This is a genomic window from Streptomyces sp. NPDC043870, from assembly GCF_056435785.1.
On sequence record NZ_JBWKDT010000041.1, the window covers coordinates 22,717 to 47,731 of the forward strand.

Genomic DNA, 25,015 nt, shown 5'->3' on the forward strand with positions numbered 1-25,015 from the left:
CAGAAGCATCGACGCAGAAGATCCTGACACCGGGGTAATCCGTGAAAAAGCTCTCCGCACGACGACGCCATCCGCTGGCGGCGCTCGTCGTCCTACTCCTCGCGCTGGCGGCCACTGGGGGGCTGTACGCCGCGTTCGCACCCGCGGACAAGGCGCAGGCCGATGAAACCGCCCAGTCCCTCGCCATCGAGGAGGGCAAGAAGCTCTACACCGTCGGCTGCGCCAGCTGCCACGGAACCGGCGGTCAGGGCACGTCCGACGGACCTTCCCTGGTCGGCGTCGGTTCCGCCGCCGTGGACTTCCAGGTCGGCACCGGCCGTATGCCCGCACAGCAGCCGGGCGCCCAGGTGCCGAAGAAGCCCGTCATCTACTCGCAGGCCGAGATCGACCAGCTCGCGGCGTACGTCGCCTCCCTCGGTGCCGGTCCGGTCACGCCGACCGAGAAGCAGTACAGCCCGGAAGGTGCTGACATCGCCAAGGGCGGCGACCTGTTCCGCACCAACTGCGCCCAGTGCCACAACTTCACGGGTGAGGGCGGTGCCCTGACGCACGGCAAGTACGCCCCGAACCTCGAAGGCGTGAGCCCGAAGCACATCTACGAGGCCATGCAGACCGGCCCGCAGAACATGCCCTCCTTCCCGGACGGAACGATGCCGGAGCAGGAGAAGAGGGACATCATCGCCTACATCCAGACCGTGAACAGCGGCGAGTCGGAGAGCCCCGGCGGCCTCAGCCTGGGCGGCCTCGGCCCCGTCAGTGAGGGCCTGTTCGCATGGGTCTTCGGTCTGGGTGCGCTGATCGCAGTTGCCGTCTGGGTCGCGGCCCACACCGCTAAGGCCAAGAAGTCATGAGTAGCCAAGACATTCCAGAAGAGACCCTGCCGTCCGAGCAGGACCACGCGCGTGGCGAGGTAGCGGCGAAGGAAGATCCTTTCGCCGACCCGGGCCTTCCCGCCCACAAGCCGCGCATCCAGGACATCGACGAGCGGGCCGCCAAGCGGTCCGAGCGTACAGTCGCCCTCTTGTTCACGCTGTCGATGCTGGCCACGATCGCCTTCATCGCCTCGTACGTGATCTTCCCGGCCGACGAGATCGTCTACATCTGGCCGTTCGGTCATGTGAGCGCGCTGAACTTCGCGCTGGGTATGACCCTCGGTGTCGCGCTGTTCTGCATCGGAGCGGGCGCGGTCCACTGGGCCCGCACCCTGATGTCCGACACGGAGATCGCCGACGACCGTCACCCGATCGAGGCCGAGCCCGAGCTCCGGGCCAAGGTGCACGCCGACTTCGCGGCCGGTGCCGAGGAGTCCGGCTTCGCCCGGCGCAAGCTCCTGCGCAACACCATGTTCGGAGCGCTGGCCATGGTGCCGCTCTCCGGTGTGGTGCTGCTGCGCGACCTGGGCCCGCTGCCCGAGGACAAGCTCCGCCACACGCTGTGGGCCAAGGGCAAGCAGCTCATCAACATGAACACGAATCAGCCGCTGCGTCCCGAGGACGTCGCTGTCGGTTCGCTGACCTTCGCCATGCCCGAGGGCCTGTCGGAGGAGGACCACAGCTTCCAGACCGAGATCGCCAAGGCCGCCCTGATGATCGTCCGGATCCAGCCGGAGGACATCAAGGACAAGCGCGAGCTCGAGTGGTCCCACGACGGCATCGTTGCGTACTCGAAGATCTGCACCCACGTGGGCTGCCCGATCTCCCTGTACGAGCAGCAGACGCACCACGTCCTCTGCCCGTGCCACCAGTCCACCTTCGACCTCTCCGACGGCGCCCGCGTCATCTTCGGCCCGGCCGGTCACGCCCTCCCGCAGCTGCGGATCGGCGTGAATGACGAAGGCTTCCTCGAGGCGCTCGGCGACTTCGAAGAGCCCGTCGGTCCTGCCTACTGGGAGCGCGGATGAGCACTTCAGCTGAATCAAAGAGGAAGGCACCCGCGGGCGAGCGGGTCGCCGACTGGGCCGACGGCCGTCTCGGGATCTACTCCCTGGCCAAGACCAACATGCGCAAGATCTTCCCGGACCACTGGTCCTTCATGCTGGGTGAGGTCGCGCTCTACAGCTTCATCGTCATCATCCTCACGGGTGTGTACCTGACGCTGTTCTTCCACCCGTCGATGAACGAGGTGGAGTACCACGGCAGCTACGTCCCGATGCAGGGCCGGCTGATGTCGGAGGCCTTCGCCTCGACCCTGGACATCAGCTTCGACGTCCGCGGTGGTCTGCTCATCCGGCAGATCCACCACTGGGGCGCGCTGATCTTCCTCGCGGCCATGATGGTCCACATGATGCGCGTCTTCTTCACGGGCGCGTTCCGCAAGCCGCGTGAGATCAACTGGCTGTTCGGCTTCCTGCTGCTCGTCCTCGGCATGTTCACCGGCTTCACCGGTTACTCGCTCCCGGACGACCTGCTCTCGGGCACCGGTGTCCGCTTCATGGAGGGCGCGATCCTGTCCGTCCCGGTCGTCGGCACCTACCTGTCGATGTTCCTGTTCGGCGGCGAGTTCCCCGGCGGCGACTTCGTGGCCCGGTTCTACTCGGTCCACATCCTGCTGCTGCCCGGCATCATGATGGGCCTGCTGGTGGCGCACCTGATCCTGGTCTTCTACCACAAGCACACGCAGTTCGCTGGCCCCGGCCGGACCAACAAGAACGTCGTCGGCATGCCGCTGCTGCCGATCTACATGGCCAAGGCCGGAGGCTTCTTCTTCCTGGTCTTCGGCATCATCACGGTCGTCTCGGCGATCGCTCAGATCAACCCGATCTGGGCCATCGGCCCGTACCGCCCGGACCAGGTGTCCACGGGTGCACAGCCCGACTGGTACATGGGCTTCTCCGAGGGTCTGATCCGTGTCATGCCCGGCTGGGAGATCAACCTCTGGGGCCACACGCTGGTCCTGGGCGTCTTCATCCCGCTGATCATCTTCCCGTTGGTCCTGGTGGCGATCGCGGTGTACCCGTTCGTCGAGTCCTGGGTCACGGGTGACAAGCGCGAGCACCACATCCTGGACCGCCCGCGCAACGCGCCGACCCGTACCGCCTTCGGCGTGGCCTGGCTGACCTGGTACTTCGTGCTGCTCGTCGGTGGTGGAAACGACATCTGGGCGACCCACTTCAACCTGTCGATCAACTCGATCACCTGGTTCGTCCGGATCGCGTTCTTCGTCGGGCCGGTCATCGCCTTCATCGTCACCAAGCGGATCTGCCTGGGTCTGCAGCGGCGCGACAAGGACAAGGTGCTGCACGGACGCGAGTCCGGCATCATCAAGCGACTGCCGCACGGTGAGTTCGTCGAGGTCCACGAGCCGCTGACGCAGGAGGCCCTGCACACGCTCACGGCGCACGAGCAGTACGAGCCGCTCGAGATCGGCCCGACGGTCGACGAGAACGGTGTCGAGCGCAAGGTGCCGCTCACGCAGAAGCTCCGGGCGAGGCTCAGCAAGGGCTACTACGGCGAGGGGAACCAGATTCCCAAGCCGACCGTCGAGGAGTTCAAGGAGATCACGAGCGGCCACGGCCACCACTGATCCCACCCACTGATCGCAGCGATCGCCACGGCAGGAGCCCCGTCCACTCGATGGACGGGGCTCTTTGCCGTCCCCTGCGCTCGATAGGGTGGTGGCATTCCTATACGTACGGACCCAGGAGCGACCATGAGCGCTGTGACCCCCGCAGGAGGCACTACCGCGGCGGGCCTTTCCTGGCCCGGGGTACTGGACTCCCTGCTGTACGGCCGCGACCAGAGCGCGGAAGCCACCGCGTGGGCCATGGACCGGATTCTGCGGGGCGAGGCCACCGACGCGCAGATCGCCGGGTTCGCCGTCGCGCTGCGGGCCAAGGGCGAGACGGTCGAGGAGATCTCCGGTCTCGTACGGACGATGTACGCCCACGCCCGGGTGATCGACGTCCCCGGGGCGACCGTCGACATCGTGGGCACCGGCGGCGACGGCGCGAAGACCGTCAACATCTCGACGATGTCCGCGATCGTGGTGGCCGGCACCGGCGCGAAGGTGGTCAAGCACGGCAACCGTGCCGCGTCCAGTGCGAGCGGCGCCTCGGACGTCCTGGAGAAGCTCGGCGTCAATCTGGAGCTGACGCCGGAGCGGGTGGCCGAGGTCGCGGAGGAAGCGGGGATCACCTTCTGCTTCGCCGTGAAGTTCCACCCCGCGCTGCGGCATGTGGCCGCGGCGCGCAAGGAGCTCGGAATCCGTACGACGTTCAACTTCCTGGGTCCGCTCACCAACCCCGCCCGGGTGAAGGCCCAGGCCACGGGCGTCGCCGATGCCCGGATGGCGCCGATCATGGCCGGAGTGCTCGCCGAACGGGGATCCAGCGCGCTGGTCTTCCGCGGTGACGACGGCTTGGACGAGCTCACCACGACCGCGACGTCCCGGGTGTGGGTCGTCCGGGACGGCGCGGTGCGCGAGGAGGCCTTCGACCCCCGGGACGTGGGCATCGAGCTGGTCCCGGTCGAAGCGCTGCGCGGCGCGGACGCCTCGTACAACGCGGATGTCGCCCGCCGGCTCCTCGCCGGTGAGTCCGGCCCGGTGCGGGACGCGGTCCTGCTCAACTCGGCGGCGGCGCTGGCCGCGCTGGACCCGGGCGGGGGCACTCTGGTGGAGCAACTCCGGGCCGGGATCGCGAAGGCCGCGGAGTCCATCGACTCCGGGGCGGCGAAGCAGGCGCTGGACCGCTGGGTGGCGGCGAGCAACGCGTAACGCCCCCCGGTGGGCGTGCTGGTGCGGGGTCTGTGCGGGCACGGGCCCCGCACCTTTGCGTGCAGGCGTTGTGCGGACATCGTGCGGAGCTGTGGGGCCGTGAAGAGCTGCCGGGAAGCCGCGGTGGAGTCGCGGGCGAGCGACGTCCCGGTATCCGGACACGAGTTGCGCGGGGGCGACCGGCTGGCATAGCTTCGCGACAGGTCATGAGTGACAGCGACTACGGCCCCGGCCCGCTGTCCGGCAACCCTCCGTCCGTGGCGGGGTGCCCCGGGTGAAGACCAGGCCGTGGGCAGCGAGGTCCGCGGCAAGCGCGGACCCCTTGCAACCCCTGGGGTCCTGGTCCTCAAGGGAGCAGTCTCGTGAGCAAGCGAATGCGATAGGGCGCGAAGCCCCTCACTTCAATTCCCTCCGTACGGTGACGGCCGTGCGTCGAGGCAACCCCCGTATGCGGAGCGCCGGTTGGGCGGCTGCCGCACGGGTTCTTGAAGCCGATTCGCCTTTTCCTGCCGGGAGATACCGCCATGTCCGCATGCCCGAACACCGCCGAAGCCACCGTCACTGCCACCGCCACTGTCACCGCCGCCACCACCGCTGCCGTCGCCACCGACGCCGACCCCTGCTGTGCCGCCCCGCTGCCTGTACTCGGCCGGGACGTCACCGTGCCGCTCGTGACCGGTGGCGAGGTCACGTATGCCGCCCTCGACTACGCGGCGAGCGCGCCGGCGCTGCAGCGGGTGTGGGACGACGTGGCCGCGTACGCCCCGTACTACGGCAGCGTGCACCGCGGCGCCGGGTACCTCTCGCAGCTCTCCACGGACCTGTTCGAGAACAGCCGCGTGGCGGTGCACGAGTTCCTCGACTGCCGGGACGGTGACCAGGTCGTCTTCACCCGCTCGACCACCGACTCGCTCAACCTGCTGGCCGCCGTACTCCCCGCCGACTGCCAGGTGTTCGTCTTCGAGACCGAGCACCACGCCTCGCTGCTGCCGTGGAGGGACGCCCGCGTGACGTACCTCGACGCGCCGCGCACGCCGGGCGAGGCGGTGCGGACCCTGGAGCTGGCCCTCGCCGACCGCGACCCCTACGGCCCCGCGCTGGTCTGCGTGACCGGCGCGTCCAATGTCACCGGGGAGCTCTGGCCGGTACGCGAACTCACGGCCGCCGCCCACGCCCACGGCGCGCGCGTCGTGCTGGACGCCGCGCAGCTCGCGCCGCACCACCCCGTCTCGGTGAAGGACCTGGACGTCGACTGGGTCGCCTTCTCCGGGCACAAGCTGTACGCCCCGTTCGGGTCGGGTGTGCTCGCCGGGCGCGCGGACTGGCTGCAGAAGGCGGAGCCGTACCTGGCCGGTGGCGGTGCCTCGAAGAAGGTCGCGCGCCGCAACGACGGTGGGGTGGAAGTGGACTGGCACACCACCGCCGCCCGCCACGAGGCCGGTTCGCCGAACGTCATCGGCGTCTACTCGATCGCGTCCGCGTGCAAGGCGCTGACGGAAGCCGGTTTCGACGCGCTCGTCGCGCGCGAGCGCCATCTGATCGGGAAGGTCCGCGAGGGCCTGGCGGAGGTGCCGGAGGTCACGATCCTCTCGCTGTTCGGCGACGACGCACCGCGCGTCGGTGTCATCTCCTTCGTCGTGGAGGGCTGGAACAGCTCGCACTTCGCCGCCGCGCTGTCCGCCGAGTACGGCATCGGCGTACGGGACGGACTCTTCTGCGCCCATCCGCTGGTCCGCACCCTGCTCGGCAGCGACCCGCAGGACCCGGGCGAGTGCGGTGCGCCGGAGGCCGAGCCGGGCCGGCCCTCGCTGAACGCGATCCGGGTCAGCTTCGGCGCCGGCACGCCGGACGAGCATGTCGAGCGCTTCGTACGGGCCGTGAAGGAACTCGTGCGCGACGGTGCGAAGTGGAACTACCGCACCGAGGACGGCAGGTGCGTGCCCGCGGTCTGAGACGCGGGGCGAGTCCCGTCCCCAGCAGGACCGTGCTCATGACGCGCTCGGCCGCGTCGGCGAGGAATTCGCCGGCGCGGCCGAGCGCTTCGCGCGCACCGTGCCGGCTGCCGACGGGATGTCCCTCCGGGCGTCCGTGCTTGAACTCCCCCGGAGCTTCGCCCGGGGGTGTCCCCGGGCGGGCCTGGTGTGCGGGCCGGTCGCCGGACAGGGCCTAGGCCGTGTTTGAGAACTGGCGCCGTCCGCCCGCAGGGCGGGGCTCGAGGCGTCTGGTGCGTGCAATCGCAAGGCGGAGGATCATCCTCGTACTGGACGTACTTGGATGACTCCGACAACGCAGCGTGGGGGCACCTCCCGTGCCCGAAGGGCTACGGGGGAGTGCGTGTCAGGCGTCACGGGCCAGGCGGGAGTTCTCAAACACGGCCTAGGCGTCGAGGCCGATCGCGAACGCCGCCTCCAGGTCGTGCTGCGAGTACGTACGGAACGCGACGTGCGTGTCCGTCGCCTCGACGCCCGGGATCTTGCTGATGTGGCCCGGGATGACGTCCGCCAGGTCCTCGTGCTTGCTGACCCGGACCATCGCGATCAGGTCGTACGTACCGGTGACCGAGAAGACCTCGCTGACGTTCTCCACCGCGTTGATCGCCTCGGCGATCTCGGGGATGCGGTCCACGCTGGTCTTGATGAGCACGATCGCAGTGATCACGGCTGTCTTTCTCCCTCGGTGGCCGCTGCTTGGGCTTTCACTCTAGCCGTCTGCCGGAAACGGCCCCATGCGTAGAGAAAGCCGATCCCGAACCCCACCAGATGTGCCAGATACGCCACCCCCGGCCCCGACGACGAGCTCTGCGCCTCCGCCAGCCACTGCAGGACGAACCAGAAGATCAGGACGGCCCAGGCGGGGAAGCGCAGCGGCAGGAAGAACAGAAAGGGGAAGAGGCTCGTCACCCGCGTCCTGGGAAAGAGGCGCAGGAACGCTCCGAGCACCCCGGAGATCGCCCCGGACGCCCCTACCAGTGTCTGGCCCGAGTCCGCGTTGGCCGCGGCGTACGCGAGGAGTGCGAGATAGCCGCAGCCGAGGTAGAAGAGCGTGAACTGGATGCGGCCCATGCGCTCCTCCGCCATCGCGCCGAAGACATAGAGGAAGAGCATGTTGCCCAGCAGATGCAGCCAGCTGCCGTGCACGAAGAGCGCGGTCAGTGGGGTGAGGAGCGCACGCGGGGAGCTGCGCATCAGCTCGTCCGGGATGACGCCCCAGCGTTCGAAGTGGGTGGCCTGGGCGCCGAGCAGCGTGTCCCCGGTGCCGTATGACGGGTTGAGTCCGGAAACCGGACCGATGACGAACAGCAGACAGCACAGACCGATCACTCCGTAGGTCACCACGGGGCCGGTCACCGCGACCCGTACCGCTGTCCGCCGATCGATCATGACCAGAGCATGGCGTACCGGGACCGATAGGGGCAGACTGCCTCGCCGTGTCACCGCGTACCCGTGAGGTCGTAGGGTTACGGGCAGTACGCACGACCAGAAGAGGACGGCACGATGACGACGGTACCCATACCGACGGCCCTGACCCGGTGGCGCTGCACCCTGTGCGGCAATCTCACCCGCTTCGACGTGACGCGTTCGTCCAAGGTCGTCGAGTACGTCCATCTGGACCTCGCGGGCGAGCCCAAGGTGGAGGAGCGGGAGGTGGTCAGTGAGACCATCGAGTCGGTCCGCTGCCGCTGGTGCAACGCCGTGGACCAGATCGAACTGGTGGACAGGCCGGGCACCGACTCCTGACAGGAGGCGCCCGGGCCCGTAGGGAGACAGTGGGGTGACGGATTGTGGAGCAGCCTGACAGCGGCGCCGGACCGGCCGGTGCCGGCGACGCCGCCGAGGCGCTCGACCGCCCGCTGCCGGAAGGTGTGCGGCGACGGGTCGTCGCGCTGGTCTCGGACGCCTTCGGCGGGCTGACCGTCACCGAACTCCCCGCCCAATTGCGGCAGTACGCCCGGTTCACCCCCACCCGCCGCGCCAAGTTCGCGGGCAACGCCATGGCCGCCGCACTGGAGGGCGACCCGCTGTTCCGCCAGCGCATCGGCGAGCGGCTGCGCGAGTCTCAGCCGGAGCTGACCGGTGCGCTGGAGTCCGGATCGCTGCCCGCGGCCGCCGACCCCGTCGACGTGGCCGCGGCCGCCTACGTACTGCGCCCGGCCGGCTGGGTCAAGCTGGTGGCCGCCGCGGGCGAGGAGGCCCAGCGCGCGGACGCCGAGCGCGCCGACGAGGAGGGCCGGCGCGAGCTGGAGCGGCTGCGCGAAGAGCTCGACCGGCTCCGGGCGCAGGCCAGGTCCGAGAGCGAGCGGCTGCGCGCCGAACTGGAGGCCGCGCGCAAGGAAGCCGAATCGCTTCACCGCAAGCTGCGCAGCGCCCAGAGCGACGTGAAGCGCGGCGAGGCGGCCCTGCGCCGCAGCACCGCCGAGCTCGAAGCGGCGAAGACCGAGGCGCACGCCCAGGTGTCCGCGGCCGAGAGCGAGACGCGTCGGCTCAAGGCCCGGCTCGGCGAGGCGGAGTCGGCCGTCGAGGCGAGCCGCAGAGCCGCCCGCGAGGGCCGCTCGATCGAGGACATGCGCGTACGGCTGCTGCTGGACACCGTGCTGGACGCGGCCTCGGGGCTGCGCCGCGAACTGGCCCTGCCGCCCGTGTCCCTGCACCCCGCGGACACCGTCGACGCGGTGGAGCCCGGCCGTATGACCCCCAAGGACATCGCGGCCCGTGCGCTCTCCGAGACCGATCCCGCACTGCTCGACCAGCTGCTCGCGCTGCCTCAGGTGCATCTCTTGGTGGACGGCTACAACGTCACCAAGACCGGCTATCCGACGATGCCGCTGGAGAAGCAGCGGCTGCGGCTGCTCGGCGGTCTCGCGATGCTCGCGGCCCAGACGGGCGCCGAGATCACCTGTGTCTTCGACGGCGCGGAGCTGGCCGCTCCGGTGCTGCTGGCGCCGCCGCGCGGTGTGCGGGTGCTGTTCTCCAAGCCGGGCGTGACCGCGGACGAGCTCATCCGTCAGCTCGTGCGGGCCGAGCCGCCCGGCCGGCCCGTGGTCGTCGTCTCCGCCGACCGCGAGGTCGCCGACGGAGTGGCGCAGGCGGGGGCCAGGCCCGTCGCGTCCGTATTGCTACTGAAGCGGCTTTCGCGTGTCTAGTGACGCTCGTAACTGACAGGCTTAATGCCTGATTTCGCGGAACGTACGGTCAAGTCGCCGCTACTACGCGTGTGGTGTCTGTAAAGAATGCGCTTCGTGGGCCAGATTTTTCTCATGAGGATTTGAACTGATCACAAGAAGGTCACTAGGGTCAGGCCTCGAACCTTCGCGCGGTTGATCGTCCATCCGGGACGACAGCGAAGGAACCGCCGATTTCGTGCAGTTCAGCCCAATTTCGCGGGGGAGCTGACTCTGTGCGGAGCCGGGGATTCAACCCCCCACTGCCCGGTAGGCGGCTCGAGGAAGAAGGAGCTCGCCTTCGTGGCGTCCCACCGTCGTCCCAAGCAGCCGAGCCGCACCCGTGTGACCGTGCTCACCGCAACCGCCGCCGCGGCAGTCGCTCTGACCTCCCAGGCCGCGCAGGCCGCCCCGGCCAAGCCGAGCAAGGACGAGGTCAAGGCGAAGGTCGACGCGCTCTACCACGAGGCGGAGAAGGCCACCGAGGAGTACAACGGGGCCAAGGAGCAGCAGACCAAGCTCCAGAAGGAAATCGACGCGATCCAGGACAAGGTCGCCCGCGGTCAGGACGAGCTCAACACCCTGCGCGACAGCCTGGGTTCGGTGGCCAGCGCCCAGTACCGCTCCGGTGGCGTCGACCCGGCCATCCAGCTCTTCCTCTCCTCCGACCCGGACACCTACCTCGACAAGGCGTCCGCGATCGACCAGATCGGCGCCAAGCAGACCGCCGCGCTGGAGAACATCCAGTCGAAGCAGCGCACCCTCGCCCAGGAGCGCGCCGAGGCCGCCCGCAAGCTCGGCGACCTCGAGGACGTCCGCAAGACGCTCGGCGAGAAGAAGAAGAGCTACCAGGGCAAGCTCGCCGAGGCCCGGGAGCTGCTCAACACGCTGACCGCCGCGGAGCGGGCGAAGATGCAGGAGGAGGAGCAGCGCGCCAGCCGGGCCGCGGGCGACCGCGTCGACCTCGGCAACGAGGTGCCGGCCTCGCAGCGCGGAGCCGCCGCCCTCAACGCCGCCGCCTCCCAGCTCGGCAAGCCCTACATGTCCGGCGCCGAGGGCCCCAACTCGTACGACTGCTCCGGGCTTACGCAGTGGTCCTACCGCCAGGCGGGCATCAGCATCTCGCGGACCACCTACACCCAGCAGAACGACGGCGTGAAGATAGGCCGCAGCCAGCTCAAGCCGGGCGACCTCGTCTTCTTCAACAGCCTTTCGCACGTCGGTCTGTACGCGGGCAACAACCAGATCCTGCACGCCCCGAAGCCGGGTGCCGTCGTCCGCTACGAGTCGATGGACTACATGGGCACCTTCCAGTTCGGCGTCCGGATCTGATCGCCGCCCCGCAGTTGACGCCCAATCGGGCGAATCGCGGGACCCTCCGCTGACAGCACGCCCCGCCGGTGACCTGTGATCTCCGGCGGGGCGTCACTGTGTGTACCCTTTGCGGCCTTTGGTCGCTCCGTGTCCGCACCGTTACTGTCTGCCGCGCAGCAGCTGACCAAGCTGCGTCCAGCGGAAGGGAGTACGGCTCCTGTGGCGTCCCATCGCCGATCCACAGCGTCCGGTTTCAACCGAGGTGCCCGGGTCACCCTCCTCTCGGCCGCGGTGGCGACCGCCGCTGCCGCGCTCGGCACCGCACCCGCCGGCGCCGACCCGGTCCAGACCCCCGAGGCCACCCGGGCCAACGTCGACCGGCTGTTCGAGCAGGCCGAGAAGGCCACGGAACAGCACAACAAGGCCGACGAGCACGCCGACGAACTGCGCGACCAGGTGACGGCGGCCCAGGACAGGGCGGCACGCGGCCAGGAGCGGATCAACCGGATGCGGAGCACGCTCGGTTCGGTGGCCGGCGCCCAGTACCGCTCCGGCGGCATGGACCCCGCCCTCGCCCTCCTGCTCTCCGAGGACCCGGACACGTACCTCGACAAGGCCGCGCTCCTCGACCGGCTCAGCTCCCGCCAGACCATCGCCCTGCACGATCTCCAGCGGGCCCAGCGCGCGCTCGGCCAGGAGCGGTCCGAAGCCACCCTGAAGCTGGCCGAGCTGGAGCGCACGCGGTCCGCCGTCGCCCGCCACAAGCGCACCGTCGAGGCGAAGCTCGCCGAGGCGCGGCGGCTGCTGAACTCCCTTCCCCTGTCGGAGCGCACGGCGTACGAACGCGCCTCCCGCTCCGGCCGCGGCGACGGACTGCCGGACCTGTCGGGCGGCCTCGGGCCGTCCTCCTCGCGGGCGGCCGCAGCCCTGGCGGCGGCCCGGAGCGCGGTCGGCCGACCGTATGTGTGGGGCGCCAACGGGCCGCACAGCTTCGACTGCTCCGGGCTCACCCAGTGGTCCTACGCCCAGGCGGGCGTGGGGCTGCCGCGCACCTCCCAGGCGCAGCGTTACGCCGGACAGCAGGTGCCGCTGTCGGAGGCCAGGCCCGGCGACCTCGTCACGTACCGCTCCGACGCCAGCCACATCGGGATGTACGTCGGCAACGGCCAGGTCGTGCACGCCCCCTATCCCGGGGCGAACGTGCGCTACGACCCCGTGCGGATGATGCCGATCGCATCGGTGACCCGCCCCTGACCGGCTGATCGCACACCGGTCTCCCTCTCGGCAGCGGCGCGCCCTGCGGCTTGTGGCTTTTCGGCTCGTCTCCGGGGCGCCTCAGCCGCTGTCGACGGTCGGTCGTGCTCAGTCCCTCGTACCTCGGGACCTCCGCGCGGTCTCCCTCTCGGCAGCGGCGCGCCCCTGCGGCTCGCATACGATCGGCAGGGTGGCTGGTCAGGGATTCCTCGGACGCAGGGCGGGACGGCGGGTGGCAGCGCTCGTCGCCGCCGGGCTGCTCGCCCTCGCGGGCGGCTGCGCCGGGCCCACGCCACCGGACACCACGACCCGTGACATCCAGCGCACGCTCGACGCCCGGGCCGCGGCTGTGCTCGGGCACGACGAGGCCGGGTATCTCGCGGCCCTCGACCCCGCCGCCCGGCAGCTGCGCGAAACCGGGCGCAAGGAACTCGCGAACCTCACGGACGTACCGCTGCGTTCCTGGGAGTACCGGCTCACCGGCGTGCGGCGCTCCGGCGGCCGTGCCATCGCCGACGCCCAGCTGCGCTACCGCTTCGACGGGTACGACAGCGCGCCCGTGACCACCGACCGCACCCTGGAGCTGGCCGAGCGTGACGGCCGCTGGTACGTCACCGCCGACCGCCCGGACCGAGGCGGCGGCCAGCAGTTGTGGCAGCAGGGCGACGTCGAGGTCGTACACGGCGCACACAGCCTGGTCCTCGGCGTCGGTCAGGACCGGGCGCGGCTCCGGCGGATCGCGGCGGAGGCGGACCGGGCCGTGCCCGCGGTCTCGGCCGCCTGGCCCGAGGCGTGGGCGGGGCGCGTGGTCGTCCTGGTGCCGTCCTCGCTGGACGCGATGGCGCGACTGCTGGGCGCGCCCGCGGCGGGGTACCGGGGGATCGCGGCGGTCACCACGGCCGAGACCGGCGGGAGCGGGGTGGCGCCGGCGGACCGGGTGGTCGTCAACCCCGAGGCGTACGGTCTGCTCGGCGAGTTCGGCCGGCGGATCGTCCTCACCCACGAGACCGCCCACGTCGCGACCCGGGCGCACACCTCCGCCAGAACCCCGATGTGGCTCTCCGAGGGATTCGCCGACTGGGCCGCCTACCGCGGCACCGACCGCACCGCCGGCCAGACCGCACCCGAACTGCAGCGGGCGGTCCGCCGCGGCGATCTCCCCGACCGTCTGCCCGCCGACGCCGACTTCCGCTTCGGCGGCGACGCGGCGGCGCTCGGCCGCGCGTACGAGGGTGCCTGGCTGGCGTGCGAACTGATCGCCGAGCGCTGGGGCGAGGACCGGCTGACGGCGCTCTACCGGGCGGTCGGCGACGACGGGCCGGCGAAAGGCCTCCACGAGGTACTGGGTACGGACACGGAGGCGTTCACGGCGGACTGGCGGGAGTACGTGCGGGCGCGCTTGGGGTGAGGCGGGGCGAGTGCGGTCTCGTACGGTGCCGGGGCGAGTGCGGTCTCGTACGGCGCGGGGGCGGCCTGTGCCTCCGGCCTCAGTCGCCCGCTACGCCCTGCGCCCCGGGGCGTGGGGGACCCCCGGACGGGCTCGAACCGTGGCCCGGAGGGTCCAGCTCGGCGATCGCCTCCACCAGCCAGCGCTTCTCCTCCGTTCCCGTCGCACGGGCGATCCGCAGCATCCCCCGGCGGAAGATGTCGTCCGCCTCCTCCGCCCGTACCGGCTCGCCGTCCCGGTAGAAGAAGCTGGCCGGCGTCTCCAGGAACGCCAGGCGGCGGCGGAGTACGGCCGCCTGCTCGCGGCGGTCGGGCAGCTGCCCCAGAAACGCGAGCAGCGTGAAGAAGCGCTGCCCGTCGGTGATGTCGGCGTCCTTGGGACGGCGCAGCCGCTCCAGCAGCGCCGCACGGCCGGTGTCGGTGAGGGACAGGATGCGGCGCGGTGCGGCGCTCGTGCCCGCCTCGGTGCGCTCCGCCAGCTTTCCGGCTTTCACGAGGCGGGTGAGCGCGGGGTAGAGCGCTCCGTCGCTGACCGGGCGGACATGGCCGCTCAGCCCCCTGATCCGTTCCTTCAACTCATAGCCGTGCAGGGGCTGCTCACTGAGGAACCCCAGGATCGTCAGCTCCAGCAACGTCCGCTCCCCATCGGTTGTCGTGTCCGGCGACTCATGGTACCTCTTTTCGTGGTACCTCGAATCGAGGTACCCGTGAAGGGGGGCCCATGGGGCATCGGAAACGGATCGTCGCGCTCGCCGGTCCCGTCTACTTCGAACTGCTCGCCGGTGTCGCGGCCGGGATCATCAACATGGTCTGGGTGGCCCGTCTCGGCGGCGCGGCCGTCGCCGCCGTCGCCGTGGCCACCAACGTCGAGAACCTGCTCCTCGGCGTGATCCTCATGGCCGGCTCCGGGACCACCGTGCTGGTGGCCCGGGCCCGCGGCGCCGAGGACCCGGCAGCCGTACGGGCCGCCGTACGCGGCGGCTGGGCGCTGTGCGCGCTCATCGTGCCGCCCGTCGCGGCCGGCGGGTACGTCCTGCGCGAGCCGCTCGCCCGGCTGGTGCTCGGCGGCGACGGCCCGCCCGCCGCCCTCGCTGCCGGGTATTTCGCGATCTCGCTCCCCGGCACGGCCGTCTTCTTCGCGACGAACCTCCTCGACGGCATCCTCAAGGGTGCGGGCGACACCCGCACCCCCATGCGCCTCGCCTTCCTCGCCAACGGCCTGATCCTCCTCCTCGACCCGCTGCTCATCGACCGGTACGGGGTCGGCGGCGCCGCTCTCGCCACCGTCGTCGGCCGCTCGGCGGCCCTTGCCGCCGGGCTCGTCGCCCTGCGCCGCAACCCGGTGCTGCGCGCCGCCCGGGCCGCCCCGCTCGCCGGGCCCGCCGGGTCCGTCTCTGCCGGCGTGCGCCGAACCGCCGGCACCGGACTGCCCATGTCCGCCGACTTCGTCGTCCGCATGGCCGGCGCCCTCGCGCTCGTCGCCGTCGTCGCCCGGCTCGGCGTCACCGCCGTGGCGGCGTACGGCATCGCCACCAAGGCCATGTACGTGGCCACGATGGCGTTCTACGCCGTGCGCCAGGCCGCCTCCATCCACACCGCGCACCTGCTCGGTGCCCGGCGCGACGAGCGGCGAGCCGTCGGACGCCAGGCGCTGCTGGTCTCCGGGACGCTCGGCGCGGGCGCCGCGCTGTTGCTGCTGGGGCTCGCGCCCTGGGTGATGCGGGCCTTCGGTGCGGGCCCGGCGGTGGCCGGGGCCGGGGCGACGTACCTGCGCTGCCTGGGCCCGTATCTCACCCTGCTCGCCTGCTTCATCGCACTCGGCGGGGTCTTCGAGGGCAGCGGCGGCAGCGCCCCGGTCGCACGGATCACCATCGTCGGATCACTGGTCCAACTGCCGCTCGCGTACGGGCTGTCGGGGCTCGGCCTGCCGGGCGTGTGCCTCGCCATGGCCCTGGCCATGGCAGTGCAGTGCGCGGCGATCGCCCGGCTGTTCCGGCGGACCGCGCCCGCCCGTCAGGACCCGACAGCCTTCTTGTCGCGCACGGGCTGAGCGGGGAGCGCGTGCTGTCCCCGGCGCCGCTGCCCGGTGACCGTACTCGTCCACAGCCGTCGGCAGGCCAGCAGCGCCGCCGTCACGAGCAGCCCGTTGCGCACCGCCAGCAGCGCGACGCCGAGCGGATCGCTCGCCACGACTTCCGCGAACCAGATGGGGAACTCCAGGAACGTGACCCCGGTGGCCGCGAGCACCAGACAGGCGGGCGGCGCCATCCGGCTCGACCGGAACACGAGACAGACCGCGGCCAGACCCACCAGCCAGACCATGTACTGGGGGCTGATCACCCGGCTCGTGGTGGTGAACAGCAACACCGCGGTGAACGCCGCGTCGGCCGGGGTGCTCGCCGCGAACTCCCCGGCCCGCAGCCGCCACACCACCATCCAGCCGAGCGCCAGGAGCGTCAGCCCGAGCGCCACCGCGCTCACCAGCGGGACGTACGGGCCGAGGAACTCGACGGAGCCGTAGTTGAGCAGCACCTGCCCGTCCCAGCCGAAGTGCCTGGCCACATGGAAGACCAGTGCGCCCAGCGACTCGATCTCGGTGCCCCGGTCGCGCTGGAAGCCGACGAAGGCCAGCGCCCCCGGCATCGTCACCGTGAACGCCAGCAGCAGTCCGGTCCCCGTGACCGCCGCGGCGGTCCAGGAACGGCTCCGGCGCATCCCGGCCAGCAGGAGCACCGGCCACACCTTGAGCAGCGCGCCGAACCCGGCCAGTGCGCCCGCGAGCCCGGGCCGCCGTGCGGCCGCGAGGAGGGCGGCGACCGCAACCGCCGTCACCATCAGGTCGTAGCGCGCGTACACGGTCGGGCCGAGCAACGGCACTCCCGCGACCCAGACCCAGATCCCTTTCAGGGACTTGCCGCGCCGTCGCCCCGCGCACAGCAGCAGCCCGGACACCACCACGTCGCAGACCACCGCCAGGACGAAGAAGGCGGAGACATAGCCGAGGAAGGGCAGCAGAGCGGGGGAGAGGATCGCGAGGGCGGCGGCAGGCGGGTATTGCCAGGTGACATCGTCCATCGGGTAGGTGCCGGTCCTCAGCACCTCGTACCAGCCCTGGTAGATCACCGTGACATCGCTGGTCACATCGGGGCCGGTGACGTACAGGACCTTCAGGACCCAGAGCAGCAGGACGGTCCTGGTCAGGACCCACGCCGCGACGGGCAGCCCGGCTTCGCCCTTCATGACCACCTCATGCCGTTTCGTACCGTGCCAAGCGGCCATGATGCCCGGAACGACCGTATGCCTGCGAAGAGGCGTGGCCGCCGTTGGTACTGTCGGCGGCGATGGACAAGACCCTGATCGTGACCAACGACTTCCCGCCCCGGCCCGGCGGCATCCAGGCGTTCCTCCACAACATGGCGCTGCGCCTGGACCCCGAGCAGCTCGTCGTCTACGCCTCCACCTGGAAGCGCAGCCGCGAAGGCATCGAGGCCACCGCCGACTTCGACGCCGAGCAGCCCTTCACGGTCGTCCGGGACCGTACGACGATGCTGCTGCCCACCCCGCGCGTCACCCGGCGCGCGGTGGGGCTGTTGCGGGAGCACGGCTGTACGTCGGTGTGGTTCGGGGCCGCCGCACCGCTCGGGCTGATGGCGCCCGCGCTGCGCAAGGCGGGCGCGCGGCGGCTCGTCGCCACGACGCACGGCCACGAGGCGGGCTGGGCACAGCTGCCCGGGTCCCGGCAGTTGCTGCGCCGGATCGGCGAGGGCACGGACACGATCACCTATCTCGGCGAGTACACGCGCTCGCGGATCGCCGCGGCGCTGACGCCCGAGGCGGCGGGGCGGATGGTGCAACTGCCGCCGGGCGTCGACGAGAAGACCTTCCACCCGGGCTCGGGCGGAGACGCGGTCCGCGAGCGGCTCGGGCTCGCGGACCGCCCGGTGGTCGTCTGCGTCTCCCGGCTCGTGCCGCGCAAGGGCCAGGACACGCTGATCCTCGCCATGCCCGCGATCCTGGCGAAGGTGCCGGACGCGGTGCTGCTGATCGTCGGCGGCGGGCCGTACGAGAAGGAACTGCGGGGGCTCGCGCACTCGACCGGCGTGGCCGCGTCCGTGCGCTTCACGGGCTCCGTGCCCTGGGAGGAACTGCCCGCGCACTACGGCGCGGGTGACGTCTTCGCCATGCCGTGCCGTACGCGGCGGGGCGGCCTGGACGTCGAGGGCCTCGGCATCGTCTACCTGGAGGCCTCGGCGACCGGCCTCCCGGTCGTCGCGGGCGACTCCGGCGGCGCGCCGGACGCCGTCCTCGACGGCGAGACGGGCTGGGTGGTGCGGGGCGGTGTTCCCGAGGAGTCGGCGGACCGCATCGTGACTCTGCTGCAGGATCCGGAGCTGCGGCGGCGTATGGGGGAGCGGGGCCGCGACTGGGTCGAGGAGCGGTGGCGCTGGGACCTCCTGGCGGACCGGCTGCGGACCTTGCTGTAGGGCCTGTCCGGTGGATCTTGCTGGGCTCGCGACGCCCTGCGACTCCGTCTCCTGCGTTGTCGTCAGTCGGCATGGCTCCGCCATGACTTCTTCCTCCGCCTTGGATCCGAAGCCGCATCAGTGACATCAGCCGCTTCGCGGCGGGCGCTCGCTGATCCAGCCTGATCCACCGGACAGGCCCTAGGGCACCTGCGGCGAGCGACGGGCTCGACCGAAGCCCGTCCGGTGTTCGAGGACGGACACCCCGGCCACGCCTGGCGGAAACGGCACTCTTGCACGCCCCCAAAAAATCACGCGCGGAGCGCATAGGCGGAACGCCGAAGTCCGCACATGCTGCGCACATGACACCAAATCTGACGCGCCGTCACCTCCTGGGTCTCGGCGCCCTCCAGACCGCCGCAGCACTCGGGCTGGCGCGAATCTCCGTCGCCGCCCAGCCCGCCGCAGGCGCACAGGACCACACCCCCGCTCTCGTCATTGGCTCCGGCTACGGCGCCGCCGTCACCGCCCTCCGGCTCGGCGAGGCCGGCATCCCCACCCTCGTCCTCGAAATGGGCCGCCTCTGGGACACCCCCGGCCCCGACGGAAAGCTCTTCTGCGCCACCGGTGCCCCCGACCACCGCTCCATGTGGTTCCGCACCCGCACCGAGGCCCCGCTCGCCCAGTTCCTCTGGCTCGATGTCGTCAACAAGAACATCAGCCCCTACCCCGGCGTGCTCGACCGCGTCCGCTACGACCACATGTCCGTGTACGTCGGACGCGGCGTCGGCGGCGGGTCACTGGTCAACGGCGGCATGGCCGTCACCCCGCAGCGTGCGTACTTCTCCGAGACGCTGCCGACCGTCGACGCCACCGCCATGTACGACACGTACTTCCCGCGCGCCCGCCAGATGCTGGGCGTCAACACCGTCAACCCTGCCTGGTTCGAGTCGACCGAGTGGTACCGCTTCACCCGGATCTCCCGCAAGCACGCCGCCAACGCCGGCCTGAAGACCACCTTCGTACCCAACGTCTACGACTTCGGGTACATGGAGCGCGAAGCAGCGGGCCAGGTCACCAGGTCCGCCCTCGCCGGCGAAGTCATCTACGGCAACAACCACGGCAAGCGCAGCCTCGACAAGACCTACCTCGCCGCCGCGCTCGGCACCGGCAACGTCACCATCGAGCCCCTCCACCGGGCCCGTGCCGTCCGCAGGCAACCGGACGGCACCTACGTCGTCACCGCCGATCGCATCGACGTGACGGGCAAGGTCGTCGCCACCCGCGACATCGGCTGCACGCGTCTGTTCCTCGGCGCCGGCAGCCTCGGCACCACCGAACTCCTCCTGCGCGCCCGGGAGTCCGGCGCACTGCCCGACCTCAGCCCCCACATCGGCACCGGCTGGGGCACCAACGGCAACGTCATGACCGCCCGCGCCAACCACATGTGGGACACCGTCGGGGCCAACCAGGCGACCATGCCCGTCATGGGCATCGACGACTGGTCCAACGCCACCAATCCGGTCTTCGCCGAAATCGCCCCGCTCCCGATGGGTTTCGAGCACTGGATCAGCCTCTATCTGGCGATCACCAGGAATCCGGAGCGCGGCACGTTCAGATACGACGCGGCCACCGACTCCGCGAAGCTCAACTGGACCCAGGCGCAGAGCCAGGTCTCCGTCGACGCGGCGAAGAGACTCTTCGACCGCATCAATCTGAGGAACGCCACGATCTACCGGTACGACCTGTTCGGCGGCAACAAGACCTTCGCCGACGACTTCACGTACCACCCGCTCGGCGGCTGCGTGCTCGGCCGGGCCACCGACGACTACGGCCGGGTGCGAGGGGCCCCCGGCGTGTACGTCACCGATGGAGCCCTCATCCCGGGCTCCATCGGCGTCAATCCGTTCGTCACGATCACCGCGCTCGCCGAACGCAACATCGAGCGCGTCCTCGCCGAGGACTACGCAAGGGCGGCCTAGGCCCGGTAGATCCCCTCGATCTCGTCGGCGAAGTCCTTCGCCACCACGTTGCGCTTCAGCTTCAGCGACGGCGTGATGTGGCCGGCTTCCTCCGTGAACTGGGAGGTGAGAATGCGGAATTTCCGCACCGATTCCGCCTTGGAAACCGCGGCGTTGCCGTTGTCCACCGCCCGCTGGATCTCCGCCAGCAGATCCGCGTCCTCGCGCAGCGAAGCGGCCGTCGAACCGGCCGGCTTTCCGTTGTCGGCGACCCAGCGGGCCAGGAACTCCTCGTCGATCGTGACCAGCGCGCCCACGAACGGCCGCCCGTCACCCACGACCATGCACTCCGCGACCAGCGCGTGAGCCCGGATACGGTCCTCGATGACCGCCGGAGCGACGTTCTTGCCGCCCGCCGTCACCAGGATCTCCTTCTTCCGGCCCGTGATCGCGAGGTAGCCGTCCTCGTCGAGCGTGCCGATGTCACCGGTGTGGAACCAGCCGTCGGCCAGCGCCTCCGCGGTCGCCGCCTCGTTGTTCCAGTACCCCGTGAAGACGTGCTCGCCGTGGACCAGCACCTCGCCGTCGTCGGCGATCCGCAGCACCGAGCCCGGCAGCGGCTGCCCGACCGTACCGATCTTCTGCCGGTCCCACGGGTTGAAGGCCGTGGCCGCGCACGTCTCCGTCAGGCCGTACCCCTCCAGCACCGTGAAGCCGATGCCGCGGTAGAAGTGGCCGAGCCGTTCGCCCAGCGGCGCACCGCCGGAGATGGCGGCCTCGCCGCGGCCGCCCAGCACCGCCCGGAGCTTGCTGTAGACGAGCCTGTCGAAGACCTTGTGCTTGAACTTCAGCCCCAGCGACGGGCCCTGCGGGGCGTCGAGCGCGCGGCTGTACGCGATCGCCGTGTCCGCGGCCTTGTCGAAGATCTTGCCCTTGCCGTCCGCCTGGGCCTTCGCCCGCGCGGAGTTGTAGACCTTCTCGAACACGCGCGGCACGCCGAGGATCATCGTCGGCCGGAAGGAGGCGAGTTCATCGGTGAGGTTCTTGATGTCCGGTACGCAGCCGAGCTTGATCGGCGCCATCGCCGGGGCGAGCGCGACCATACGGCCGAAGACATGGGCGGCCGGGAGGAAGAGCAGGACGGAGCTCTGGCCCGTGCGGAAGAGCGGCCTGAGGCGCTCGACCAGATTGCCGCACTCCGAGAAGAAGGCACGATGGGTGAGCACACAGCCCTTGGGGCGGCCGGTCGTGCCCGAGGTGTAGACGATCGTCGCCGGATCGTCGGCCTTGGCGACCGCGCTGCGCTCGTCGACCGTCTCGTCGGAGATCTCGGCGCCGGCGGCGGTCAGCTCCTCGACCGCGCCCCGCTCGATCTGCCACACATGCCGGAGGTCCGGCAGCGAATCCCGTACGGCCCCGAGCGCGGCGGCGTGCGCATCGCTCTCGACGATCGCCGCGACCGCACCGGAGTCACCGATGATCCACTGCACCTGCTCGGGCGAGCTGGTCTCGTAGACCGGCACGGTCACACCGCCGGCGCTCCAGATCGCGAAGTCGAGCTGCACCCACTCGTAGCGGGTGCGGGACATCAGGGCGACCCGGTCACCGGGCTGGATCCCGGCGGCGATCAGACCCTTCGCGGCGGCCCGCACCTCGGCCAGGAACTGGGTCGCGGTGACATCCGTCCAGGCACCGGCGACCTTTCTGCCCATGACGGCGGCATCCGGATGCTGCGTGGCATTGCGGCGGATGAGATCCGTCAGATTGCCGTCCGTGGGGACCTCGTACAGGGCCGGAAGGCTGAACTCGCGCAAGACTGCTGCTCCTCATCGGGCGCCGGCGCCACGGCTCTGTGTGAACGCACCGGGGACTGCCCGGACGTTACCCATCAGTACTTGGTTCCGGATAGGGGGTCCCGGTCAGATGTTCCCTGCGTCACACCTGTGTGCCGCACCTCCGCGAACACTATTCCACCCGCCGGACGACCAGGAAGTAACCGCAGGTCCGACCGCCTCTACCCAGTACCCCGCCGACGACCCTAGGGTGATCGACATGCGAGTTCATGTGGTCAGTGACGTGCACGGGAACACATCGGATCTGGCCAAGGCGGGCGACGGGGCCGACGCCCTGATCTGCCTCGGCGACCTGGTGCTCTTCCTGGACTACGCCGACCACTCCCGCGGCATCTTCCCCGACCTCTTCGGCGTGGAGAACGCGGACCTGATCGTCGAGCTGCGCACCGCCCGCCGCTTCGACGAGGCCCGTGAGCTCGGCCGCAGGCTCTGGGCGGGGCTGGACCGGGACGCCGCCATCCTCGCCGCCGTACGCAAGCAGTACGCCGAGATGTTCGCCGCGTTCCCGACCCCGACGTACGCCACCTACGGCAATGTCGACATACCGACTCTCTGGCCGGAGTACGCGCGGCCGGGCACCACGGTCCTCGACGGCGAGCGCATCGAGCTGGACGGTCGCGTCTTCGGCTTCGTGGGCGGCGGACTGCGCACCCCGATGCGGACGCCGTACGAGATCTCCGACGAGGAGTACGCCGCGAAGGTCGAGGCCCTGGGCGAGGTCGACGTCCTCTGCTCGCACATCCCGCCCGACGTTCCCGAGCTGACGTACGACACCGTCCCCCGGCGCTTCGAACGCGGCAGCCGGGCGCTGCTCGACGCGATCCGCAGGACAAGGCCCCGGTACGCCCTCTTCGGGCACGTCCACCAGCCGCTGGCCCGGCGCATGCGCATCGGCGCGACGGAGTGCGTGAACGTCGGGCACTTCGCGTCCACGGGCAGGCCGTGGGCCCTGGAATGGTGAGCGGTCCGGTCACGGTAGATTGCACACCGCAACCCCCGTCCGGATAGCACTGGAGGAGCCCGGCGATGGCGGAACACACCAGCTCGAGCATCACCATCGACGCGGCACCGGCCGATGTGATGGGGGTGATCTCCGACTTCGCGCGCTACCCGGAGTGGACGGGCGAGGTGAAGGAGACCGAGGTCCTGGAGAAGGACGACCAGGGCCGCGCCGTGCAGGTCCGGCTGGTGCTCGACGCCGGTGCGATCAAGGACGACCACACCCTCGCGTACACCTGGACCGGTGAGAACCAGGTCTCCTGGACCCTGGTCAAGTCGCAGATGCTGCGTGCCCTGGACGGCTCGTACACGCTGGCCCCGGCCGGCGGCGGCGAGCGCACCGAGGTCACCTACCAGCTGACCGTCGACGTCAAGATCCCCATGCTCGGGATGATCAAGCGCAAGGCGGAGAAGGTCATCATCGACCGCGCCCTCGCCGGCCTGAAGAAGCGCGTCGAGTCCGGCCCGAAGGCCTGACGACCGCCCTCATGCGCACCGTTCTCGTCACCGGGCCCGGCGGCTCGGGCCGCACCACCGTCGCCGCGGCGACCGCGCTCGCGGCGGCACGGCGCGGCGGACGGACCCTGCTGCTCTCGGCCGAGGCCGACGCCGCGCTCGGGGTCCCCGTGGGGACCGCTCCGGGCCAGGTCACCGACGGGCTGTGGGCCGCGCGGATCGACTCCGGTGCGCATTTCCGCAGCGAGCTGCTCACCTTCCAGGAGCGCAGCTCCGCCGCGCTCGACCTACTGGGCGCGCACAAGCTGGAGGACGCGGAGCTCACCGAACTCCCCGGCAGCGAGCAGTTCGCCCACCTTCGCGCGCTGCGGGACGCGGCGGCCGGCGACTGGGACGTACTGGTCGTCGACATGCCCCCGGTCCGCGACACCATCGCCCTGCTGGCCCTGCCCGAACAGCTCCGCCGCTATCTGCGCCGGCTGCTGCCTGCCGAGCGGCAGGCGGCGCGGGCGCTCCGCCCCGTACTCGCGCAGCTCGCCGGCGTCCCGATGCCCGCACAGTGGCTGTACGAGACCGCCGCGCGCTGGGACACGGAGCTGGCGGCGGTACAGGAACTGATCGAGGGGCAGAGCACCAGTGTCCGGCTGGTCGCGGAGCCGGGACCCGCCGCCGAGGACACCCTGCGCACCGCCCGGACCGGCCTCGCCCTCTACGGGACGGTCGTCGACACTCTCGTGGCGAACCGGATCCTGCCGGCGGAAACGCCCGACCCCTGGCTCGCGTCGCTCCGTGCACAGCAGAGCAAATGCCTGGCGGGCTGGTACGAGGAGTGGGCGCCGGCCGCCTCGCTCCGCGAGGTCCCCCACCTGGGCCGGGATCCGCGCGGCCTCGACGACCTGGCCGCGCTGGACACGGTGCAGGCCACAGGCCCGGACATGGAGCCGGGTGCCACCGTACTTTCCGGGTCGGAGGGACTTTCCGAGTCGGCCGGCCACGGCGGCGGGCTCTGCCCGGGCGACGGCTTCGCGGCCGGAAACACGGGGCGCGGCGCCGGGCAGGGCCGTGTCTGCGTCCGGGGCACGGAAGAGCTCGGTGAGGACGGATCTCGCGAGGACGGATCTCGGGAGTACGGACCTGGGGAGGACGGTGAGCTCCACTGGGTGCTGCCGCTGCCGGGAGCCGTCAAGGAGGAGCTCGATCTGCTCCGCCGCGGTGATGAACTCTTCATCACGGTCGGCCCGTTCCGCCGGATCTTCCTCCTCCCCTCCGTCCTGCGCCGCTGCACGGTCTCCGGTGCGGGCCTCAGGGAAGGCCGGCTGAGGGTCAGGTTCACGCCGGACCCCGACCTGTGGCCGCGCAGACGCTGAAGGGTCCGCGGTCGTTCGGGTACCGTCAACA

Annotated in this window: 21 protein-coding genes and 1 riboswitch; of the genes, 16 read left to right on the forward strand and 5 right to left on the reverse strand. The window is 70.7% G+C overall.

The features are described 5' to 3' along the window. The first annotated feature begins 41 nt into the window (after window positions 1-41). The 5 genes from qcrC (at window position 42) to AC0699_RS32785 (ending at window position 6,665) form a co-directional block, all read left to right on the forward strand. Entirely contained in the window at window positions 42-851 is an 810-nt protein-coding gene (qcrC, locus tag AC0699_RS32765; RefSeq protein ID WP_478667764.1) for a cytochrome bc1 complex diheme cytochrome c subunit, read from the forward strand. Beyond that, window positions 848-1,900: a cytochrome bc1 complex Rieske iron-sulfur subunit gene (gene qcrA / locus AC0699_RS32770; protein ID WP_478667766.1), complete on the forward strand. Its 1,053-nt coding sequence runs from the start codon at window positions 848-850 to the stop codon at window positions 1,898-1,900. The genes qcrC and qcrA overlap by 4 nt, the downstream gene beginning before the upstream one ends. Beyond that, a complete protein-coding gene (gene qcrB / locus AC0699_RS32775; RefSeq protein ID WP_478667768.1) occupies window positions 1,897-3,522 on the forward strand; it encodes a cytochrome bc1 complex cytochrome b subunit in 1,626 nt (541 codons plus the stop codon). Before qcrA ends, qcrB begins: the two co-directional genes overlap by 4 nt. A 126-nt stretch (window positions 3,523-3,648) precedes the next feature. Beyond that, the gene (trpD, locus tag AC0699_RS32780; protein WP_478667769.1) at window positions 3,649-4,713 is read left to right on the forward strand and encodes an anthranilate phosphoribosyltransferase; all 1,065 of its coding nucleotides are present in this window, start codon (window positions 3,649-3,651) and stop codon (window positions 4,711-4,713) included. A 202-nt stretch (window positions 4,714-4,915) separates the two neighbouring features. After that, window positions 4,916-5,033: riboswitch (SAM riboswitch) on the forward strand. Between the two features lie 204 nt (window positions 5,034-5,237). Further along, the gene (locus AC0699_RS32785; protein ID WP_478667770.1) at window positions 5,238-6,665 is read left to right on the forward strand and encodes an aminotransferase class V-fold PLP-dependent enzyme; all 1,428 of its coding nucleotides are present in this window, start codon (window positions 5,238-5,240) and stop codon (window positions 6,663-6,665) included. A 424-nt stretch (window positions 6,666-7,089) separates the two neighbouring features. Here AC0699_RS32785 and AC0699_RS32790 read toward each other — a convergent pair whose 3' ends face one another. Continuing rightward, on the reverse strand, window positions 7,090-7,371 hold the full coding sequence (locus AC0699_RS32790; protein ID WP_453667143.1) for an Lrp/AsnC family transcriptional regulator: 282 nt from the start codon (window positions 7,369-7,371) through the stop codon (window positions 7,090-7,092). Then, on the reverse strand, window positions 7,368-8,093 hold the full coding sequence (locus AC0699_RS32795; RefSeq protein WP_478667771.1) for a rhomboid family intramembrane serine protease: 726 nt from the start codon (window positions 8,091-8,093) through the stop codon (window positions 7,368-7,370). Before AC0699_RS32795 ends, AC0699_RS32790 begins: the two co-directional genes overlap by 4 nt. Before the next feature lie 114 nt (window positions 8,094-8,207). On the opposite strand from AC0699_RS32795, the gene AC0699_RS32800 reads away from it, so the two are divergent. The 5 genes from AC0699_RS32800 to AC0699_RS32820 all read left to right on the forward strand — a co-directional run bounded on the left by AC0699_RS32800 (window position 8,208) and on the right by AC0699_RS32820 (window position 13,847). Further along, on the forward strand, window positions 8,208-8,450 hold the full coding sequence (locus AC0699_RS32800) for a hypothetical protein (RefSeq protein WP_478667772.1): 243 nt from the start codon (window positions 8,208-8,210) through the stop codon (window positions 8,448-8,450). 44 nt (window positions 8,451-8,494) lie between these two features. Then, the gene (locus AC0699_RS32805; protein WP_478667773.1) at window positions 8,495-9,853 is read left to right on the forward strand and encodes an NYN domain-containing protein; all 1,359 of its coding nucleotides are present in this window, start codon (window positions 8,495-8,497) and stop codon (window positions 9,851-9,853) included. A 321-nt stretch (window positions 9,854-10,174) separates the two neighbouring features. Next, entirely contained in the window at window positions 10,175-11,203 is a 1,029-nt protein-coding gene (locus AC0699_RS32810; RefSeq protein ID WP_478667774.1) for a C40 family peptidase, read from the forward strand. 201 nt (window positions 11,204-11,404) lie between these two features. After that, complete coding sequence (locus AC0699_RS32815) at window positions 11,405-12,439, forward strand: C40 family peptidase (RefSeq protein WP_478667775.1); 1,035 nt, start codon at window positions 11,405-11,407, stop codon at window positions 12,437-12,439. Window positions 12,440-12,629: 190 nt separating this feature from the next. Beyond that, window positions 12,630-13,847, forward strand: a complete 1,218-nt coding sequence (locus AC0699_RS32820) for a hypothetical protein (RefSeq protein ID WP_478667776.1) — start codon at window positions 12,630-12,632, stop codon at window positions 13,845-13,847. A 79-nt stretch (window positions 13,848-13,926) separates the two neighbouring features. Here the strand turns inward: AC0699_RS32820 and AC0699_RS32825 are convergent, their stop codons facing one another. Next, the gene (locus tag AC0699_RS32825) at window positions 13,927-14,517 is read right to left on the reverse strand and encodes a PadR family transcriptional regulator (protein ID WP_478667777.1); all 591 of its coding nucleotides are present in this window, start codon (window positions 14,515-14,517) and stop codon (window positions 13,927-13,929) included. An 89-nt stretch (window positions 14,518-14,606) separates the two neighbouring features. Between AC0699_RS32825 and AC0699_RS32830 the strand changes: the two genes are divergently transcribed. After that, window positions 14,607-15,935 (forward strand): MATE family efflux transporter, encoded by a 1,329-nt coding sequence (locus tag AC0699_RS32830; RefSeq protein WP_478667778.1) that lies wholly within the window; start codon window positions 14,607-14,609, stop codon window positions 15,933-15,935. Here AC0699_RS32830 and AC0699_RS32835 read toward each other — a convergent pair. Beyond that, on the reverse strand, window positions 15,899-17,125 hold the full coding sequence (locus AC0699_RS32835; protein WP_478667779.1) for a glycosyltransferase 87 family protein: 1,227 nt from the start codon (window positions 17,123-17,125) through the stop codon (window positions 15,899-15,901). The two genes, AC0699_RS32830 and AC0699_RS32835, sit on opposite strands and share 37 nt — an antisense overlap. 101 nt (window positions 17,126-17,226) lie before the next feature. Between AC0699_RS32835 and AC0699_RS32840 the strand changes: the two genes are divergently transcribed. Both AC0699_RS32840 and AC0699_RS32845 read left to right on the forward strand, forming a co-directional pair. Next, on the forward strand, window positions 17,227-18,369 hold the full coding sequence (locus AC0699_RS32840) for a glycosyltransferase family 4 protein (protein ID WP_478667780.1): 1,143 nt from the start codon (window positions 17,227-17,229) through the stop codon (window positions 18,367-18,369). Between the two features lie 341 nt (window positions 18,370-18,710). Further along, complete coding sequence (locus tag AC0699_RS32845; RefSeq protein WP_478667781.1) at window positions 18,711-20,330, forward strand: GMC oxidoreductase; 1,620 nt, start codon at window positions 18,711-18,713, stop codon at window positions 20,328-20,330. Here the strand turns inward: AC0699_RS32845 and AC0699_RS32850 are convergent. Beyond that, entirely contained in the window at window positions 20,327-22,123 is a 1,797-nt protein-coding gene (locus AC0699_RS32850) for an AMP-dependent synthetase/ligase (protein WP_478667782.1), read from the reverse strand. The genes AC0699_RS32845 and AC0699_RS32850 overlap by 4 nt on opposite strands. Window positions 22,124-22,361: 238 nt before the next feature. Here AC0699_RS32850 and AC0699_RS32855 point away from each other — a divergent pair, with 238 nt between their 5' ends. The 3 genes from AC0699_RS32855 to AC0699_RS32865 all read left to right on the forward strand — a co-directional run bounded on the left by AC0699_RS32855 (window position 22,362) and on the right by AC0699_RS32865 (window position 24,984). Then, window positions 22,362-23,123, forward strand: coding sequence for a metallophosphoesterase family protein (locus AC0699_RS32855; RefSeq protein ID WP_478667783.1), 762 nt, complete (start codon window positions 22,362-22,364; stop codon window positions 23,121-23,123). Window positions 23,124-23,188: 65 nt separating this feature from the next. Next, window positions 23,189-23,638: an SRPBCC family protein gene (locus tag AC0699_RS32860; RefSeq protein WP_453665121.1), complete on the forward strand. Its 450-nt coding sequence runs from the start codon at window positions 23,189-23,191 to the stop codon at window positions 23,636-23,638. Between the two features lie 11 nt (window positions 23,639-23,649). After that, window positions 23,650-24,984 carry an ArsA family ATPase gene (locus AC0699_RS32865; protein ID WP_478667784.1) on the forward strand — a complete coding sequence of 445 codons (1,335 nt, stop codon included), beginning with the start codon at window positions 23,650-23,652 and terminating at the stop codon, window positions 24,982-24,984. The last annotated feature ends 31 nt before the right edge of the window (window positions 24,985-25,015 follow it).